General features: G+C 68.9%; 9 protein-coding genes. 4 read left to right on the top strand and 5 right to left on the bottom strand.

Annotated elements, in window-relative coordinates:
* Positions 1-2 precede the first annotated feature (2 nt).
* From BVE01S_RS17170 to BVE01S_RS09620, 4 genes are all read right to left on the bottom strand, one after another.
* Complete coding sequence (locus BVE01S_RS17170) at positions 3-947, bottom strand: hypothetical protein (protein ID WP_205678468.1); 945 nt, start codon at positions 945-947, stop codon at positions 3-5.
* A 4-nt stretch (positions 948-951) separates the two neighbouring features.
* Complete coding sequence (carA, locus tag BVE01S_RS09630) at positions 952-2,112, bottom strand: glutamine-hydrolyzing carbamoyl-phosphate synthase small subunit (RefSeq protein WP_066626847.1); 1,161 nt, start codon at positions 2,110-2,112, stop codon at positions 952-954.
* 97 nt (positions 2,113-2,209) lie between these two features.
* A complete protein-coding gene (locus tag BVE01S_RS09625; RefSeq protein WP_066626846.1) occupies positions 2,210-4,447 on the bottom strand; it encodes a glycoside hydrolase family 3 N-terminal domain-containing protein in 2,238 nt (745 codons plus the stop codon).
* A 234-nt stretch (positions 4,448-4,681) separates the two neighbouring features.
* Entirely contained in the window at positions 4,682-5,461 is a 780-nt protein-coding gene (locus tag BVE01S_RS09620) for a ZIP family metal transporter (RefSeq protein WP_045809883.1), read from the bottom strand.
* A 67-nt stretch (positions 5,462-5,528) separates the two neighbouring features.
* Between BVE01S_RS09620 and proB the strand changes: the two genes are divergently transcribed.
* Entirely contained in the window at positions 5,529-6,686 is a 1,158-nt protein-coding gene (gene proB / locus BVE01S_RS09615) for a glutamate 5-kinase (RefSeq protein WP_066626844.1), read from the top strand.
* On the top strand, positions 6,683-7,945 hold the full coding sequence (locus BVE01S_RS09610; RefSeq protein ID WP_066626842.1) for a glutamate-5-semialdehyde dehydrogenase: 1,263 nt from the start codon (positions 6,683-6,685) through the stop codon (positions 7,943-7,945). The genes proB and BVE01S_RS09610 overlap by 4 nt, the downstream gene beginning before the upstream one ends.
* A gap of 177 nt (positions 7,946-8,122) precedes the next feature.
* On the opposite strand, the gene BVE01S_RS09605 is transcribed toward BVE01S_RS09610, so the two are convergent.
* Positions 8,123-10,534 carry a membrane-bound PQQ-dependent dehydrogenase, glucose/quinate/shikimate family gene (locus BVE01S_RS09605; protein ID WP_066626840.1) on the bottom strand — a complete coding sequence of 804 codons (2,412 nt, stop codon included), beginning with the start codon at positions 10,532-10,534 and terminating at the stop codon, positions 8,123-8,125.
* Between the two features lie 232 nt (positions 10,535-10,766).
* Between BVE01S_RS09605 and BVE01S_RS09600 the strand changes: the two genes are divergently transcribed.
* Together BVE01S_RS09600 and gltB are read left to right on the top strand one after the other, a co-directional pair.
* On the top strand, positions 10,767-12,194 hold the full coding sequence (locus tag BVE01S_RS09600; protein WP_066626834.1) for an NAD(P)-dependent oxidoreductase: 1,428 nt from the start codon (positions 10,767-10,769) through the stop codon (positions 12,192-12,194).
* Positions 12,191-16,702 (top strand): glutamate synthase large subunit, encoded by a 4,512-nt coding sequence (gene gltB, locus BVE01S_RS09595; protein WP_066626833.1) that lies wholly within the window; start codon positions 12,191-12,193, stop codon positions 16,700-16,702. Before BVE01S_RS09600 ends, gltB begins: the two co-directional genes overlap by 4 nt.
* Positions 16,703-16,717: the final 15 nt, after the last annotated feature.

Below are 16,717 nucleotides of genomic sequence, written 5' to 3'. Positions count from 1 at the left end.
GCTCAGCGCAGTTCGGGCATCCGGCGGCGCAGCGAGGCTGTCAGCTTTTCGAACTTCTGCCCCGCCGACTTGGGCCTTACCCGCCGACGCAGCTCCAGCCCTCCACCCCACAGCGCATGGACCGGCGCTTCAAGATGCGGATGGCGATCATGCTGATGGACGATGGGGCTGACGCTGGCGTCGGGATTGACGACCTTGCCCCCTTCAAACCTCAGCGTTTCGCCGGGCGTCAGGCCCAGGGTCGCCACGCGCCCGTAGTTGGGGCGCACGCGCATCGCCGTCAGACCCTGATGGATCGCCATGTTGAAGGCCGCCTGATCGGCGCCGAACGCCCCGCCGATCTCGGATCGCGGCGTCGCCGCCAGCGATAGAATCAGTCGCGACAGGCGCGAGACGTCGGCGCGCGGCCCAACGATGGTGCCGACGCACAGACAGGCCTTATCGGCCAGTTGCCGCGCCTGCGCCTCGCCGAACAGGGCGCGCAGATACTTCATGTTGAAGGCGTGATCGGCCAGCGGCGTCTCCGCCTCGACATAGGCCTCAAGCGCCTCCGGCGCCGGATCGAAGGGCGGCGCCTGGAAGATCACGTCGCGCACGTCGCAGGCCAGGGCCGCGCCGAGCCGCTCGCCCAGCAGACCGGCGAAGGCCACGAACCGCTGCATCACCGGATGCGGCGCCCATCCGCGCCAGACCGGCGCATCGATGGCGGTCACCCGATGCTGGGCCAGAAAGGCGCGCAAATCCGGCTCGGCGTCGACCACCAGGGCCACAGGACCATCGAACACGGCCCGCAGCGACAGGACGAAGGGCGCGATGTCGGCCGCGTCGTATCCGGTCGCATAACCGACCACGACATCGCCGTCCGGCAGTGGCGTAAACCGGCGACCGACCTCGAACGCCTCGGCCAGCCAGTCCAGATAGTCCGACCGAACCGCCCCCTGTTTCATGGCGTCAGCGATCGCCCATCAGATCGGCGAACCGGTCGAACAGATACAGGCTGTCGGTCGGCCCAGGCGAGGCCTCGGGGTGGTGCTGGACGCTGAAAATCGGCTTGTCCTTGACCGCGATGCCGCAGTTGGTGCCGTCGAACAGGCTGACGTGGGTCTCGGTCACGGCGTCGGGCAGGCTGTCGCGATCGACGGTGAAGCCGTGGTTCATCGACACGATCTCGACCTTGCCGGTGGTCAGATCCTTGACCGGATGGTTGGCGCCGTGGTGGCCCTGATCCATCTTCACCGTCTTGGCGCCCAAGGCCAGGGCCAGCATCTGGTGGCCCAGGCAGATGCCCATCAACGGTTTGCCGCTGGCGACCAGCTTCTGGATTTCGGGCACGGCGTATTCGCCCGTCGCGGCCGGATCGCCCGGACCGTTGGACAGGACCACGCCGTCGGGATTGCGGGCCAGAACCTCTTCCGCCGTCGTCGTCGCCGGGACCACGGTGATGCGCGCGCCGGTCGAGGCCAGGGCGCGCAGGATGTTGCGCTTCACCCCATAGTCGATGACGACCACGTCCTTGCGGCCTTCGGTCTTGGGGTGACCCTCCGGCCAGTCCCACAGACCCTCGTTCCATTCGAAGGCCTGCAGGGTGGAGGCAGGCTTGGCCAGGTCCAGACCGACCAGCCCGGTCCAGCCCTTGGCCTGGGCGACCAGGGCCTCCAGGTCGAAGTTTCCGTCCGGGTCGTGCGCGATGACGGCGTGGGGCGCGCCCTTGTCGCGAATAATCTTGGTCAGGGCGCGGGTATCGACCCCGGCCAGGCCCACGACGCCGCGCCGCTTCATCCAGTCGTCGAAACTGGCGTCCGAGCGATAGTTGGCCGGATCGGTCGGAACGTCGCGGAAGATGGCGCCGCGCGCCGAGGTGTCGGACCCGCCGCCCATCTGCTCGATGTCTTCGACATTGGTCCCCACATTGCCGACGTGCGGGAAGGTGAAGGCCAGGATCTGGCTCATGTAGGACGGGTCGGTCAGGATTTCCTGATAGCCGGTCATGGCGGTGTTGAAGACCACCTCGCCCAAGGCCGAGCCGACGGCGCCCACGCCGATGCCCTGCAGGATCGTGCCGTCCGCGAGCGCGAGAACGCCGGTGGCGCCCGGAAGAATCTTCGTCGTCATGGGCGCGCTCCTAAAATCGAATCCGGCCGATACGAAGGCCGAAGGCAAACGGCGGCGTCGTTAAGCCCTGCCGCCTGCCCCGTCAACGTGGCGCGCGTCACCGCCCGTCGGTGATCGACGCCGGACCGATCAGCTGGAACGTCGCCTTGGCCCCGCCCTGGGCGTGCGGCGCCAGCCAGACGTCGAACAGACCGGGCTCGATGCGCCAGGTCTCGTCCGCGCCGATGAAGCCCAGTTGGCGAGCGTTCAGGGTGAAGGTCACCTTCGTGCTTTGGCCCGGCTTCAGCGACACGCGCTTGAAGTCCTTCAGCAATCGGCCCGGCTGGGTCAGGCTGGCGACTCGGTCGTGGATATAGAGCTGCACCAGCTCCTCGGCCGGATGCGACCCGGTGTTGGTCACGGTCACGGCCAGATCCAGCGTGCCGGCCCAGGCCAGCCTGTCGCTCTCCATCTCGACCGGCCCATAGCTGATCGCGCCATAGGTCAGGCCATAGCCGAAGGGATACAGCGCCGTATTGGTCGTCTCGCGATAGCGGGCCTTGTATTCCTCGCTCGCCAGATCGGGATTGGCCGGGCGGCCGGTGGTCTTGCGGTCGTAGGAATAGGGCTGCTGGCCCGACTTGTGCGGGAAGCTGACCGGCAGGCGCGCCGACGGGCCGTGATCGCCGAACAGGACGTCGGCGACGGCATGGCCCATCTGTTCGCCCAGGAACCAGGTCACGACGATGGCCTGGGCGTTCTTCACATTGCCTTCCAGCGCAAGCGCCCGGCCGTTCCTCAGCAGGATGACCATGGGCTTGCCCAGCGCCGCCATGGCGTCGACCAGGGCGACCTGCGGCGCGGGCACCACGATCTCGGTGCGCGACTGGGCCTCGCCCGACATATTGGTCGCCTCGCCGATGGCCAGGACAATGACCTCGGCGTCGCGGGCGGCGGCGATAGCCTGCTCGATCCCGCCGTCCAGCGGCGTCTCGACGCCCGAGCCGCGTGCGAGGGTCAGGTTCTGCGGATCGCTCATGGCCGCGCGGAAGCCGGCTTCCAGCGAAACGCGTCGCTCGGGCGCGCCCCAGATGGTCCACGGCCCCCAGACATTGTCCACGTCGTCGGCGAACGGGCCGACCAGGGCGATCTTCTGGCTCTTCTTCAGCGGCAGCAGGCCGTTGTCGTTCTTCAGCAGCACGACCGACTTGCGGCCCGCCTCGCGCGAGAGTTCGACGTGTTCGCGCGACCCGACCACCGCCTTTTCACGCACCGGATCGGTGCCGCGATAGGGATCGTCGAACAGGCCCAGCGCCGCCTTGGTGTTCAGGACGCGGCGCACCGCCTCGTCCATGCGCGCCATCGACACCTCGCCAGAGGCGACTAGGCTGGGCAGATGTTCCAGATACAGACCCGACACCATCGACACATCGACCCCGGCGTTGAAGGCCAGACGGGCGGCGTCGCGGCCGTCCTCGGCGAAGCCGTGGGCCACCAACTCCTGCTCGGAGGTGTAGTCGGAGACGACGAAGCCCTCGAAGCCCCATTCGCCGCGCAGGATGTCGGTCAGCAGCTTGCGGCTGCCCGACGCCGGCACGCCGTTGACGTCGTTGAAGGCGCTCATGATCGACAGGGCGCCGGCGTCCACCGACGCCTTGAACGGCGGCAGGAAGACCCCGCGCAGCGTCTGCTCGCTCATGTCGGTGGTGTTGTATTCGACCCCGCCCACGGCAGCGGAATAGGCGGCCATGTGTTTGGCGGTGGCCAGGACCGCGTCACGGTCGTCCAGACCCTTTTCGCCCTGGAAGCCGCGCACGCGGGCGGCGGCCAGCAGGTTGTTCAGCAGAACGTCCTCGCCCGCACCCTCGACGTTGCGGCCCCAACGCTGGTCGCGCGCCACGTCCACCATGGGGGCGTAGGTCTGGTGAACCGCCGACGCCGCCGTCTCGACCGCCGCGGCCCGCGCCGTGCGCCGCGCCAGTTCGGTGTCGAAGGCCGCCGCCTCGGCCAGAGGCACTGGGAAGATAGTCGACAGGCCGTGGATCACGTCCGCTGCGAACAGCAGCGGGATCTTCAGCCGGCTCTCTTCCATCGCCACGCGCTGGATGCGACGGCCCGCCTCGGCGCCGATGCCGTTGAACAGCGACCCGACCTTGCCTTCGCGGATCAGGGCCGTGACGCGCGCCGGATCGCCCGTGCCGTCCAGCGGGTTCACCGCCGTCGGCATCCAGCGGAACGGATCGGCCAGCAGGTTCAGCTGGCCCGCCTTCTCCTCGACCGTCATGGCCGCAATCAGATCCTCGATCTTCTGGCGGTGACGGGCGACGGTGCGGGACGCTTGGGCGGAAACAGGCATGGGGAACACTCCGGCGCCCATCAGGGCCAAAAGCCCCAGGCCAGACAAGAAATTTCTACGGGAAGCCGCAGGCTTGAGAGGTCGCGTCATTTAGGCTGGCGCTCCTTTCGGGGGATAATCGAGCAGCGAAGCGAGAGGCCTAGCCTCTCGGCCCCGAAGGCTTCAACCCCCGCCTGCCATGTAAATCGATGTAACGCCCAGGTGCGCGGTCACGCCGCGTTTCGCCGCCCCGCCTCATCCCAAGGCGATGTCCAGGAACATCATCCCCACAAGGCCGATCATCAGGCCGATCATCGACCCCTCGCCCTTGGACTTCTCGCGGGTCTCGGGAATGATCTCGGCGGTGACGACATAGATCATGGCCCCGGCCGCCAGCCCCAGCCCCCACGGCAGGGCGCCGGGTAGCAGATCGACCACGCTGGCGCCGATCAGCCCGCCGACCGGCTCGACCAGGCCCGAAGCCAACGCCGCCGCGAACGCCGGCCAGCGGCCGTATCCCAGGGTCGCCATCGCCGCCGACACGGCCAGACCCTCGGGCATGTTCTGGATGCCGATGCCGAGCGCCGTGGACAGTCCCTGATGCATGTCGCCGCCGCCGAAGCTGACGCCCACGGCCGCCCCCTCGGGGAAGTTGTGCAGGGTGATGGCGATGATGAACAGCCAGATGCGCCGCGACAGGTCGCGCGATCCCGCCGGTCCGATGGCCAGCATGTCCACCGGCGCGAACCGGTTCATCAGGCCGATCACCGTCGCCCCGATCAGCACCGCCGCCCCCATGACGCCGGCCGCCGCCGCCTGGCTGGCCCCGCCCGCCTGCAACACGTCCACGCCGGGAATGATCAGCGAGAAGAAGGAAGCCGCCAGCATGACCCCGGCGGCGAAACCGAGCAGGGCGCTTTGGGTCTGCACCCCCGCCTTGCGGAAGAACAGCAGAGGCACGGCACCCACCGCCGTCATCATGCCCGCCGCCAGACTGCCCAGACCGCCTGCGGCGATGGGGGAAAGCGATTCCATCATCCGTCTGCATTGCGGCGAGACACGGCAAGAGACAAGCCCGAACCGTGGCGTTAGAGAAAGCTTCATGTCCCAGCGCGCCGCCCTCCCCGTCGGCCCGAACGCTGCGTCGGCGCTGGGCGCCGCCCGGCGGGTCGTGGTCAAGATCGGATCCTCCCTGCTGATCGACGCGGCCACGCGCCAGCCGGCGCGCGACTGGCTGGCCGCCGTCGCCTCGGATCTGGCGGCGCTGAAGGCCGAGGGGCGCGAAGTCATCGTCGTCTCGTCCGGCTCGATCGCCCTGGGCCGGGGCCGGCTGCCCGCGCTGGGCGCACGGCTGGAGGACAAGCAGGCGGCGGCCTCGGTCGGACAGTCGCTGCTGATGGCGGCCTGGTCCGGGGCGCTGGACCCGCACGGCCTGATCGCGGGTCAGGTGCTGCTGACGCGCGACGACACCGAACGCCGTCGGCGGTGGCTGAACGCCCGCGCGACCGTCGAGGCCCTGCTGACCCACGGCGTCATCCCCATCGTCAACGAGAACGACACGGTGGCGACCGAGGAAATCCGTTACGGCGACAACGACCGGCTGGCGGCGCGCACGGCCCAGCTGGCGCGAGCGGACCTGCTGGTCCTGCTGTCTGACGTGGACGGTCTTTACACCGCCGATCCGCGCCGCGATCCAAACGCCGCCCATCTGCCCCTGATCGAGACGCTGAGCCCCGACATCCTGGCCATGGGCGGGGGCGCCAACGCGGATGCGGGCGTCGGAACCGGCGGCATGGTGACCAAGCTGGCGGCGGCCCAGATCGCACGGTCGGCGGGTTGCGCCACCATCATCGCGTCGGGCCAGACCCTGTCGCCGCTCAGCGCCATCCGCGACGGCGCGCGCGCCACATTGATCGCCGCCCCCGACGGGCCGATGGCCGCCTATAAGCAGTGGATCGCCGGCAGCCTGTCGCCCGCCGGCGAACTGCGGCTGGACGCCGGGGCGGTCACGGCGCTGAAGGCAGGCAAGAGCCTGCTGCCTGCCGGGGTGACGGGCGTCTCCGGCGGCTTCGAGAAGGGCGACTGCGTGCGGCTGATCGACCCGGACGGTCGCGCCGTCGGCGTGGGTCTGGCCGCCTACGCCGCCGACGAGGCCGCGCGCCTTCGCGGCCGCCGCTCGGACGAGATCGAGACCCTGCTGGGCTATCGCGGGGCCTCGGTGCTGATCCACCGCGACGACATGGTGCTGGACGACCGATGACCGATCTGAAGACTCGAATGCTCGATCTGGGCCAGCGCGCCCGCACCGCAGCCGTGCTCCTGCGCGAAGCCCCCGCCGCCGCCCGCACCCGCGCGCTGGAAATCCTGTCGGCAAAACTGACGGCCGCCCAACCCGCGCTCCTCGCCGCCAACGCCCGCGATGTCGAGGCCGCTCGCGCGAACGGCATGACCGAGGCCCTGATCGACCGGCTTTCGCTGAGCCCCGCCCGCATCGCCGGCATGGCCGAGGCGGTGGCGACCATCGCCGCCGTGCCCGATCCGCTGGGCGTCGAGACCGAACGCTGGACCCCCGCCAATGGCCTCGACATCGCCCGCGTTCGAACGCCGATCGGCGTGCTGGGCGTGATCTACGAGAGCCGCCCTAACGTCACCGCCGACGCCGCCGCCCTGTGCATCCGCTCGGGCAATGCCGCCATCCTGCGCTGCGGCTCGGACTGCCTTCAGTCCTCCCTGGCCATCGCCGTCCTGATTGCGGAATCTCTCGCCGAGGCCGGCCTGCCCGCCGATGCGGTGCAACTGGTCGACACCCCCGATCGCGAAGCCGTGGGCCTGATGCTGACCGGGCTGAACGGCGCCATCGACGTCATCGTGCCGCGCGGCGGCAAAAGCTTGGTCGCCCGCGTCCAGGCCGAGGCGCGAACGGCCGTGCTCAGCCACCTGGAAGGCCTGAACCACACCTATCTGCACGAGGCGGCCGATCTTGAGACCGCCCGCGCCATCGTCCTGAACGCCAAGATGCGCCGCGTCTCGGTCTGCGGCGCTACCGAGACATTGCTGGTGGACCGGGCAGCAGCCGAACGCCTGCTGCCGCCCGTCGCCGCCGATCTGATCGCCGCCGGTTGCGAACTGCGCGGCGACGCCGACGCCCGCGCCCTCGTCCCCGTCATGACGCCCTCGACCGAGGTCGACTGGACCACCGAATATCTGGCCCCGATCCTCGCCGTCCGCGTCGTGGACGATCTGGACGCCGCGACCGACCACATAGCCCGCTACGGCTCGGGCCATACCGAGGCCATCGTCACCACCGACGCCCAAGCTGCCGAACGGTTCGCCGCCAAGGTCGACAGCGCCATCGTCCTGATCAACGCCTCGACCCAGTTCGCCGACGGCGGCGAGTTCGGCTTCGGCGGCGAGATCGGCATCTCCACCAACCGCCTCCACGCCCGCGGCCCGGTTGGGGCGGAGCAGCTGACCACCTACAAATATGTGGTGCGCGGCCAGGGCCAGATCAGGCCGTAGGTCGCGCACGCTCTCCCTCCCCGTTCGGGGAGGGTGGCTGAGCCGAAGGCGAGGCCGGGTGGGGGCGGCTGGCGACATCCCGCTGAACGAGAAAAGGCGGCTCGTTTCCGAGCCGCCCCCACCCGGTCGCTGACGCGACCACCCTCCCCCGCGGGGGAGGGAGATTGGTGCGTCACCTCAGCCGCGCTGCGGCAGCGCATAGGCGATGACGTAATCGCCCTCCGGCGTTTCCATGAAGTGATGGCCGGCGGCGACGATCACCAGATACTGGCGGCCGTTCTGCTCATAGATCATCGGGTTGGCCTGACCGCCAGCGGGCAGGACGTCGGACCAGACGGTCTTGCCCGTCTCGATATCAATGGCGCGGATCAGGTCGTCGGTCGCTGCGGCGATAAAGATCAGGCCGCCCGCCGTGACCACCGAGCCGCCGTTGTTCGGCGTGCCGATTTCCAGCGGCAGCATCGAGGGGATGCCGAACGGGCCGTTCTTGCGCGCCGTGCCGAACGGACGGTCCCACAGGGTCTTGCCGCTCTGCACGTCGATGGCGCGGATCCCGCCATAGGGCGGCTCCTTGCACAGCAGGCCGGTGAAGGGCATCCGCCAACCGGCGTTGACGTCGATCGCATAGGGCACGCCCATCTGCGGATCGCCCGCGCCCTCGGCCTTGGCGCCCTCGCCGGTCGTTTCTTCCTGATAGCGGGGGTCGTCGCGGGGGAACCAGCCCAGCTTGTTCGCCTCGGCGCGCGGCACCAGACGGTTGTAGTTGGGCATGTCGTTATAGTTGGCGATGATCACGCCGCGACGCGGATCCAGCGCCACGCTGCCCCAGTCCGAACCGCCGTTGTAGCCCGGATATTCGATGAAGCGACGGTCGGCGGTCGGGGGCGTGAACTGGCCCTGATACGACGCCTTCTTGAACTGGATGCGGCAGATCATCTGATCGATCAGCGACATGCCCCACATGTCGACTTCGCGCAGGTCAGGCTTGGCCAGGGTGTTGAACAGCGAATAGGGCTGGGTCGCCGCGCGCTGCGCCGGTTCGACGCCGCCGCGCGGGGCCGGACGATCCTGAACGCCGTGCAGGGGCTGGCCCGTGCGGCGATCCAGCACGAAGATTTCGCCGCGCTTGGACGGCAGGATCACCGCCGGCGTCACGCCCCCTGCGGTCGGCATGTCGACCAGCGTCACCTGCGAACCCAGGTCATAGTCCCAGACGTCGCGGCGGACGGTCTGATAGCTCCAGCGTGGCTTGCCGGTCGTGACGTCCAGCGCGACCAGGGCGCTGGAATACTGGTTCTCCTGGGGCCGGCGCAGCGACGAATAGTAGTCGGCGGCCGAGTTGCCCATCGGCAGATAGACCAGGCCCAGGGCTTCGTCGCCCGTCGCCGTCGTCCACATGTTCGGCGTGCCCGGCGTATAGGTCTGACCGGCCGGCGGGGCGGTGGTGATGTCGGGACGCATCATGTCCCAGGCGAAGCGCAGCTGACCGGTGACGACGTCATAGCCCTGGATCACGCCCGATGCGTTCCAGCGTTTCTGACCGTCCAGAACCTGATGGCCCGTGACGATGACGCCGCGCACGACGACGGGCGGCGAGGTGATCGACACCATGCCGGGATAGGGATTGCCCATCCCTTCCTTGATGCTGACGGCGCCGTTGGTTCCGAAGGCGGGGCAAGGCACGCCGGTGCGCGCATCGACTGCGATGATGCGGCCGTCCAGCGTGCCTTCGATGATGCGCGTCGCGCAGGGCTGGGCCTGATCGACGTTGGGTGTGGCGTAATAGGTCACGCCCCGGCAGGCGGCGGTGTAGGGGATTTGTTCGTCCGCCACCTTCGGATCATAGGCCCATTTCTGTCGACCGGTATTGGCGTCCAGGGCGAACATCTTGTTGCGACCCGAGCAGAGATAGACGGTGTCGGCGATCTTCAGCGGCGTGGTCTCGGCGCCGAACCGTTCGCCGGGCAGGTCGCCGGTGCGGAAGGTCCAGGCCCGCTCCAGCTGCCCGACGTTGGTCTTGTTGATCTGGTTCAGCGGCGAATAGCGCTGGGCCGCGTCCGATCCGCCATAGGCGGGCCAGTCCATGCCGGCCTTGATCAGGGCGGGATCACCGAACGGTCCCCGCGCGCCGGGCACTGGGCTGTCGACGCCGGGCGCGTTGATCTGACCGACCACCAGGCCGAACACGACCGTCAGGGCCGCCAGCCCGAGCGCGCCGAAGCCCGCCGTCTTGCCGCCGCCGCGCGACCGCAGCACCGGCAGCGTCGCCAGCACCAGGAACATCAGCACTAAGGGCCCGACCAGGCGCGGGATCATGGCCCAGCCGTTCAGGCCCTTCTCCCACAGCGCCCAGATCACCGTGGCGACGAAGACCGCGCCATAGAGCCAGGCTCCACGAACATCGCGCCAGACAAGCAGAAGGCCCGACACGATCAGCGCCAGGCCTGCAATCAGATAATACCAGGAGCCGCCCAGCATCGCGAGCTGCACGCCGCCGACCGTCAGCACCAGACCGATCACGGCCAGCAGGACCCCGAGGAGCAACGTCAGCCATCCCCCAAGGCCGGTCGGGGTTGTCCATCGGGGCATGGGCGCACTCTCTGTGGTCTGTTGAAATCAGTCTTTCGAACGTCTCGAGGCCGCGCCGGTTCCTATTGTCGCACCCCTGGAACAAAATCCTGTTGCGGCGCAAACGGCCGCCATCAGCAACTTTTGACGAAGAAACGCGTCCGTTTGGATGATTTATTCTTTTTGTTTTGCTGAGAACGCCTCGCGGCAATAATATTTGCCTCTAACGCGTCGTTTGCGGCATATGCGAGATATGCATAAGACCCTGAAGCAAGGCGGGACATTCGTCGTCGAACCCCGCCGCCTGTCCAAGGCCTCGGCCGAACTGCGCGCACGCGGTTTCGGCGAGATTACGATTCCGCCCTCCACCGAGACGGCCGAGAAACAGGCGTCGCGCTGCACCGATTGCGGCGTGCCCTTCTGCCAGAACGCCTGCCCGCTTCAGAACAACATTCCCGACTGGCTGCGTCTGTCGGCCGAGAACGAGCCGCGCGAGGCCTGGCGCGTCGCGTCCCTGACCTCGACCATGCCCGAAATCTGCGGTCGGATCTGTCCGCAGGACCGGCTGTGCGAAGGGTCATGCACATTGAACCAGTCCGGCTGGGACGCTGTGACCATCGGCTCGGTCGAGGCCTGGCTGGGCGACCAGGCCTTCGCCAACGGCTGGGTCGAACCCATTCGCCCGGCGGCCGAACGCGGCGAAACGATCGGCATCGTCGGCGCGGGCCCGGCCGGTCTGGCCGCCGCCGACCGCCTGCGCTGCGAGGGCTATCAGGTCACGGTCTATGACCGTCACGACCGCGCCGGCGGGCTGCTGATCTACGGCATCCCCGGCTTCAAGCTGGAAAAGCATGTCGTGCAGCGCCGCGTGGACCGATTGATCGACGGCGGCGTCCAGTTCGTGCTGGGCTGCGAGGTCGGCAAGGACGTGACCCTGACCGAGCTACGCGAGCGCCACGACGTCGTCCTGCTGGCTATGGGCGTCTATCAGCCCCGCATCCTTTCCGCGCCGGGTCGCGGGCCGGACTCGACTGTCGCCGCCCTGTCCTATCTGACCCACCAGAACCGGCGCGATCTGGGCGACGCCGAACAGGACGGCTGGCACGAGGCGCGCGGCAAGCGAGTGGTCGTGATCGGCGGCGGCGACACCGCCATGGACTGCGTCCGCACCGCCGTCCGACAAGGCGCGGCCAGCGTCACCTGCCTGTATCGCCGCGACCGCGAGAATATGCCGGGCTCGGCCCGCGAAGTCGTCAACGCCGAGGAAGAAGGCGTTGTCTTCGAATGGCTGGCCGCGCCCAAGGCCCTGCTCTCGCAAGGCGACCAGGTCACGGGCGTGCGCGCCGCGCGCATGCAGTTGACGGAAGGCCTGCCCGGTCAGCGTCGCGACATCGTGCCGGTTCCCGGCGCCGACTTCGACGTGCCGGCCGACATCGTCATAGAGGCCCTGGGCTTCTCGCCCGAGCCGTTCGCGGCGCATGAGGCCGATTTGCGCCTACGCGACGACGGCACCATCAAGGTGGGTTCGGTCAGCTTCGCCACCAGCCTGCCCGGCGTCTTCGCCGCCGGCGACGCCGTGCGCGGCGCCTCGCTCGTCGTCTGGGCCGTCCGCGAAGGCCAGGACGCCGCCGCCGAGATCGACCGCTACTTCAAGACCCGCACCGAGGAGGTCGCGGCATGACCTGGCTGAACAAATACGAACAAACCCGTGACCGGCTGGAAGCCGGCCACGCCTATGACCGCGCCTCCGAGCGGGACGCCTGCGGCGTGGGCCTGGTCTGCTCCATCGACGGCACGCCGCGCCGCGACGTGGTCGAATATGCGATCCGCAGCCTGAAGGCCGTGGCCCACCGGGGCGCGGTCGATCCCGACGGCCTGTCGGGCGACGGCGCGGGCATCATGGCCGAGCTGCCGCAAGGCTTCTTCGCCGAACAGGTGGCCTCCATCGGCCAATCCCTGCGTCCTGGGCCCATCTGCGTCGGCCAGGTCTTCCTGCCGCGCACCGACCTGGGCGCCCAGGACCGCGCCCGCGCCATTGTCGAGACCGAGGCCCTGCGCGCCGGCTTCTGGATCTATGGCTGGCGCCAGACGCCCATCGACCTGTCTGTCGTCGGGACCAAGGCCGGCGCGACCCGGCCCGAGATCGAGCAGATCATGCTGGCCCCGCCGCTGGACGACGCCGGCCAACCGCTGGACGGCGAGGCGCTGGAGCGCGAACTGTATCTGTGCCGCCGCCGCATTGAAAAGACGGTCAAGACCGAGAACCTGGCCGGCGTCTATATCTGCACACTGTCCGCGCGCTCCATCGCCTACAAGGGGATGGTGCGGGCCGAACTGCTGGGCGACCTGTATCCCGACTTGGAAGACCCGCGCTTCGTCTCGGCCTACGCCGTCTTCCACCAGCGCTATTCAACCAACACCTTCCCCGAATGGAAGCTGGCCCAGCCGTTCCGCATGATGGCCCACAACGGCGAGATCAACACGCTAAAGGGCAATCTGAACTGGATGAGGTCGCACGAAATCCGCATGGCCGCACAGGCCTTCGGCGACCGCGACGGCGAGGTGAAGCCGGTGGTTCAGCCGGGCGGATCGGACAGCGCGGCCCTGGACAATGTCATGGAGGTGCTGGTCCACGCCGGTCGCCCCGCCCCGATGGCCAAGGCCCTGCTGATCCCCGAGGCCTGGGCCAAGGACGACGTGGTCATGCCCGCCGAACACCGGGCCTTCTACGCCTATTGCAACGCGGTGATGGAGCCGTGGGACGGCCCGGCCGCCATCTGCGCCGCCGACGGCCGCTGGATCGTGGCGGGCAAGGACAGGAACGGCCTGCGGCCCCTGCGCGCCGTGGAAACCGTCGACGGCCTGCTGATGGCGGGCTCCGAAGCCGGCCTGGTGCCGATCCCCGAGAGCCGGGTGAAGCGCCGCCTGCACATCGGCCCCGGCAAGCTGATCGCCGTCGATCTGAAGCATGGCCGCGTCTATGACGAGCATGAGGCCATCGACGCCCTGTCCGCCGCCCACCCCTATACCGAGTGGCTGGACAATATGGTCGATCTGGAGCCGATCATCGGCCCCGGACCCGAGCCGCGCTCGGCCTCGGGCGAGGCCCTGACCCGCCGCCAGATCGCCGCCGGCTACAGCCGTGAGGACCTCGACCTGCTGCTGGACGCGCTGGTGCGTGACGGCAAGGAGGCTGTGGGTTCGATGGGCGACGACGCCCCGCCCGCGGTGCTGTCGGCCCTGCCCCGCCCGCTATCGCATTACTTCCGCCAGAACTTCAGCCAGGTCACCAATCCGCCGATCGACCCGCTGCGTGAAGCGGGGGCCATGAGCCTGAAGACCCGGTTCAAGAACCTGGGCAACATCCTGGCCGAGGAAGAGGCCCAGACGGACGTCTTCGTGCTGGACAGCCCCGTCCTGACCAACGGCATGTACGAGCGAATGATCGAGACGGTCGGCGCCGGTTCGACCGTGGTCATCGACTGCAGCTACACCCTGCCGACCGACGACGCCCGCCCTGGCGCCGGCCTGCGCGCCGCCCTGGACCGCATCATGGACGAGGCCGAGGCCGCCGCCCGCGACGGCGCCGCCCTGATCGTGCTGACCGACCAGGCCGGCTCGGCGGATCGCCTGGCCGCGCCGATGATCCTGGCCACGGCCGGGGTCCACGGCCGCCTGACCAAGGCGGGCCTGCGCTCCTATTGCTCGATCGTGGTCCGCACCGCCGAAACGCTGGACCCGCACGGGTTCGCGGTCCTGGTCGGGGTCGGCGCCACCACCGTCAACGCCTGGCTGGCCCAGGACCTGTTCCAGGAGCGACTGGACAGGGGCCTGTATCCTGGCCTGACGCTGCGCGACGCCTGCCTGAACTACAAGGCCGGCATCGAGGCGGGTCTGCTGAAGACGCTGGCCCGCAAGGGGATCAGCGTCATCTCCGCCTATCGCGGCGGCTGCGAGTTCGAGGTGCTGGGCCTGTCGCGGGCGCTGACCGCCGAGTTCTTCCCCGGCGCCCCGTCGCGCATCTCCGGCATCGGCTTGGCCGGCCTGGAGCAGGCGGCGATGAAGCGGCACCGCATCGCCTGGGGCGAGGCTGTCCCTTCCCCGGCCATCGGCGGCTTCTTCAAGATCCGGTCGGGCGGCGAGGCCCACGCCCACGAGGCCAAGACCATCCATCTGCTGCAGGACGCCTGCAACCGTGGCGATTATCGCCGCTTCAAACAGTTCTCCGAGGTCGTCCGCGCCCAGGCCGACCTGTCGTTGCGCGACCTCCTGGACTTCCGCGAAGGCACGCCCATTCCGCTGGACCAGGTCGAGAGCGTGTCGGACATCCGCCGCCGCTTCCTGACCCAGGCCATGTCGCTGGGCGCCCTGGGGCCAGAGGCGCACGAGACGCTGAACATCGCCATGAACCGCATCGGCGCCCGCTCGGTCTCGGGCGAAGGCGGCGAGGATCCCGAACGCTATCACCCGCGTCCGAACGGCGACGACGCCAACTCGGCGGTGAAACAGGTGGCCTCTGGCCGGTTCGGCGTCACCGCCGAATATTTGAACCAGTGCCGCGAGATCGAGATCAAGGTGGCCCAAGGCGCCAAGCCCGGCGAGGGCGGCCAGCTGCCTGGCTTCAAGGTCACGGAATTCATCGCCCGGATGCGCCACGCCGTGCCCGGCACGACCCTGATCTCGCCGCCCCCGCACCACGACATCTATTCGATCGAGGATCTGGCCCAGCTCATCTACGATCTGAAGGCCATCAACCCCGATGCGCGGGTGACGGTGAAGCTGGTGTCCGCCTCGGGCATCGGCGCCATCGCCTCGGGCGTGGCCAAGGCCAACGCCGACGCCATCCTGATCGCCGGCCACAACGGCGGCACCGGCGCCTCGCCCCAGACCTCGATCAAGCACGCCGGCCTGCCGTGGGAAATCGGACTGGCCGAGGCCCATCAGGTGCTGACGCTGAACAATCTGCGCGGCTCGGTCACGCTGAGGACCGACGGCGGGGTCCGCACCGGCCGCGACGTGGTCATCGCCGCCATGCTGGGCGCCGAGGAATACGGCGTCGGCACCGCCGCCCTGATCGCCATGGGCTGTCTGATGGTGAGGCAGTGCCACTCCAATACCTGCCCCGTCGGTGTCTGCTCCCAGGACGAGCGGCTGCGCGACAAGTTCACTGGCACGCCTGACAAGGTGGTGAACCTGTTCACCTTCCTCGCCGAGGAGACGCGAGAAATCCTGGCCTCCATCGGCGCGCGCACGATGGACGAGATCATCGGCCGCACCGATCTGCTGCGTCAGGTCCGTCGCGGCGGCTCGCACCTGGACGACCTGGATCTGAACCCGCTGCTGGTTCAGGTCGACGAGGGCGCGGCCGGCAAATGGGCCGACAAGACGACCCGCAAGCCCATCGCCGACAGCCTGGACGCCGCCGTGCTGAAGGACGCCGTCCGCTTCCTGGATCGTGGCCAGACGCTGGAGCTGTCCTATCCGCTGAACAACACCCAGCGCACGGTCGGCGCGGCCCTGTCCTCGGCCATCGTGCGCCGCTTCGGCGCGCAAGGCCCTGCGGGCCGGCTGAAGCTGCGGCTAGAAGGCATCGCGGGTCAAAGCTTCGGCGCCTTTGCGGCCAAGGGTCTGGAACTGCATCTGACGGGCGAGGCCAACGACTATGTCGGCAAGGGGCTGTCGGGCGCCGAAATCTCGATCCGCACGCCGGAATGGCGCGAGGATCAGCTGATCTGCGGCAACACCACCCTGTATGGCGCGACCTCCGGCCGTCTGTTCGTCGCCGGCGCGGCGGGCGAGCGGTTTGCGGTCAGAAACTCCGGCGCCGAGGCCGTGGTCGAGGGCCTGGGCGCGCACGGCTGCGAATATATGACCGGCGGACGCGTGGTCGTCCTGGGTTCGGTCGGCTGGAACCTGGCGGCGGGCATGAGCGGCGGCGAGCTGTTCGTGCTGGACCAGCCGGGCCATGCCGAGCGCGCCCTGAACGGCGACCTGGCGGGCGTGACCGACATTGACGCACAGGCGGCCGATCGACTGAAGGGCCTGATCGAGGCCCATCTGGCCGCGACGGCCTCGCCCCTGGCGCGGCGTCTGCTGACGGATTGGGACAACAGCCTGAAACGCTTCGTCCGCATCGTGCCCCTGACCGACATCGTCGCCCGCACGGAACGCCTGAAGACCTCCGCCTGACATCGAACCGCCTGC

The sequence above is a fragment of the Brevundimonas vesicularis NBRC 12165 genome (assembly GCF_001592205.1).
Taxonomy (GTDB): Bacteria; Pseudomonadota; Alphaproteobacteria; order Caulobacterales; family Caulobacteraceae; genus Brevundimonas; species Brevundimonas vesicularis.
This window is presented reverse-complemented; position numbering and strand designations above follow the sequence as displayed.

Excerpts from the sequence above, each read along its gene's own strand:
- BVE01S_RS17170 (WP_205678468.1), bottom strand. The coding sequence starts at position 947 with ATGAAACAGGGGGCGGTTCGGTCGGACTATCTGGACTGGCTGGCCGAG.
- carA (WP_066626847.1), bottom strand. The coding sequence starts at position 2,112 with ATGACGACGAAGATTCTTCCGGGCGCCACCGGCGTTCTCGCGCTCGCG.
- BVE01S_RS09625 (WP_066626846.1), bottom strand. The coding sequence starts at position 4,447 with ATGCCTGTTTCCGCCCAAGCGTCCCGCACCGTCGCCCGTCACCGCCAG.
- BVE01S_RS09620 (WP_045809883.1), bottom strand. The coding sequence starts at position 5,461 with ATGGAATCGCTTTCCCCCATCGCCGCAGGCGGTCTGGGCAGTCTGGCG.
- proB (WP_066626844.1), top strand. The coding sequence starts at position 5,529 with ATGTCCCAGCGCGCCGCCCTCCCCGTCGGCCCGAACGCTGCGTCGGCG.
- BVE01S_RS09610 (WP_066626842.1), top strand. The coding sequence starts at position 6,683 with ATGACCGATCTGAAGACTCGAATGCTCGATCTGGGCCAGCGCGCCCGC.
- BVE01S_RS09605 (WP_066626840.1), bottom strand. The coding sequence starts at position 10,534 with ATGCCCCGATGGACAACCCCGACCGGCCTTGGGGGATGGCTGACGTTG.
- BVE01S_RS09600 (WP_066626834.1), top strand. The coding sequence starts at position 10,767 with ATGCATAAGACCCTGAAGCAAGGCGGGACATTCGTCGTCGAACCCCGC.
- gltB (WP_066626833.1), top strand. The coding sequence starts at position 12,191 with ATGACCTGGCTGAACAAATACGAACAAACCCGTGACCGGCTGGAAGCC.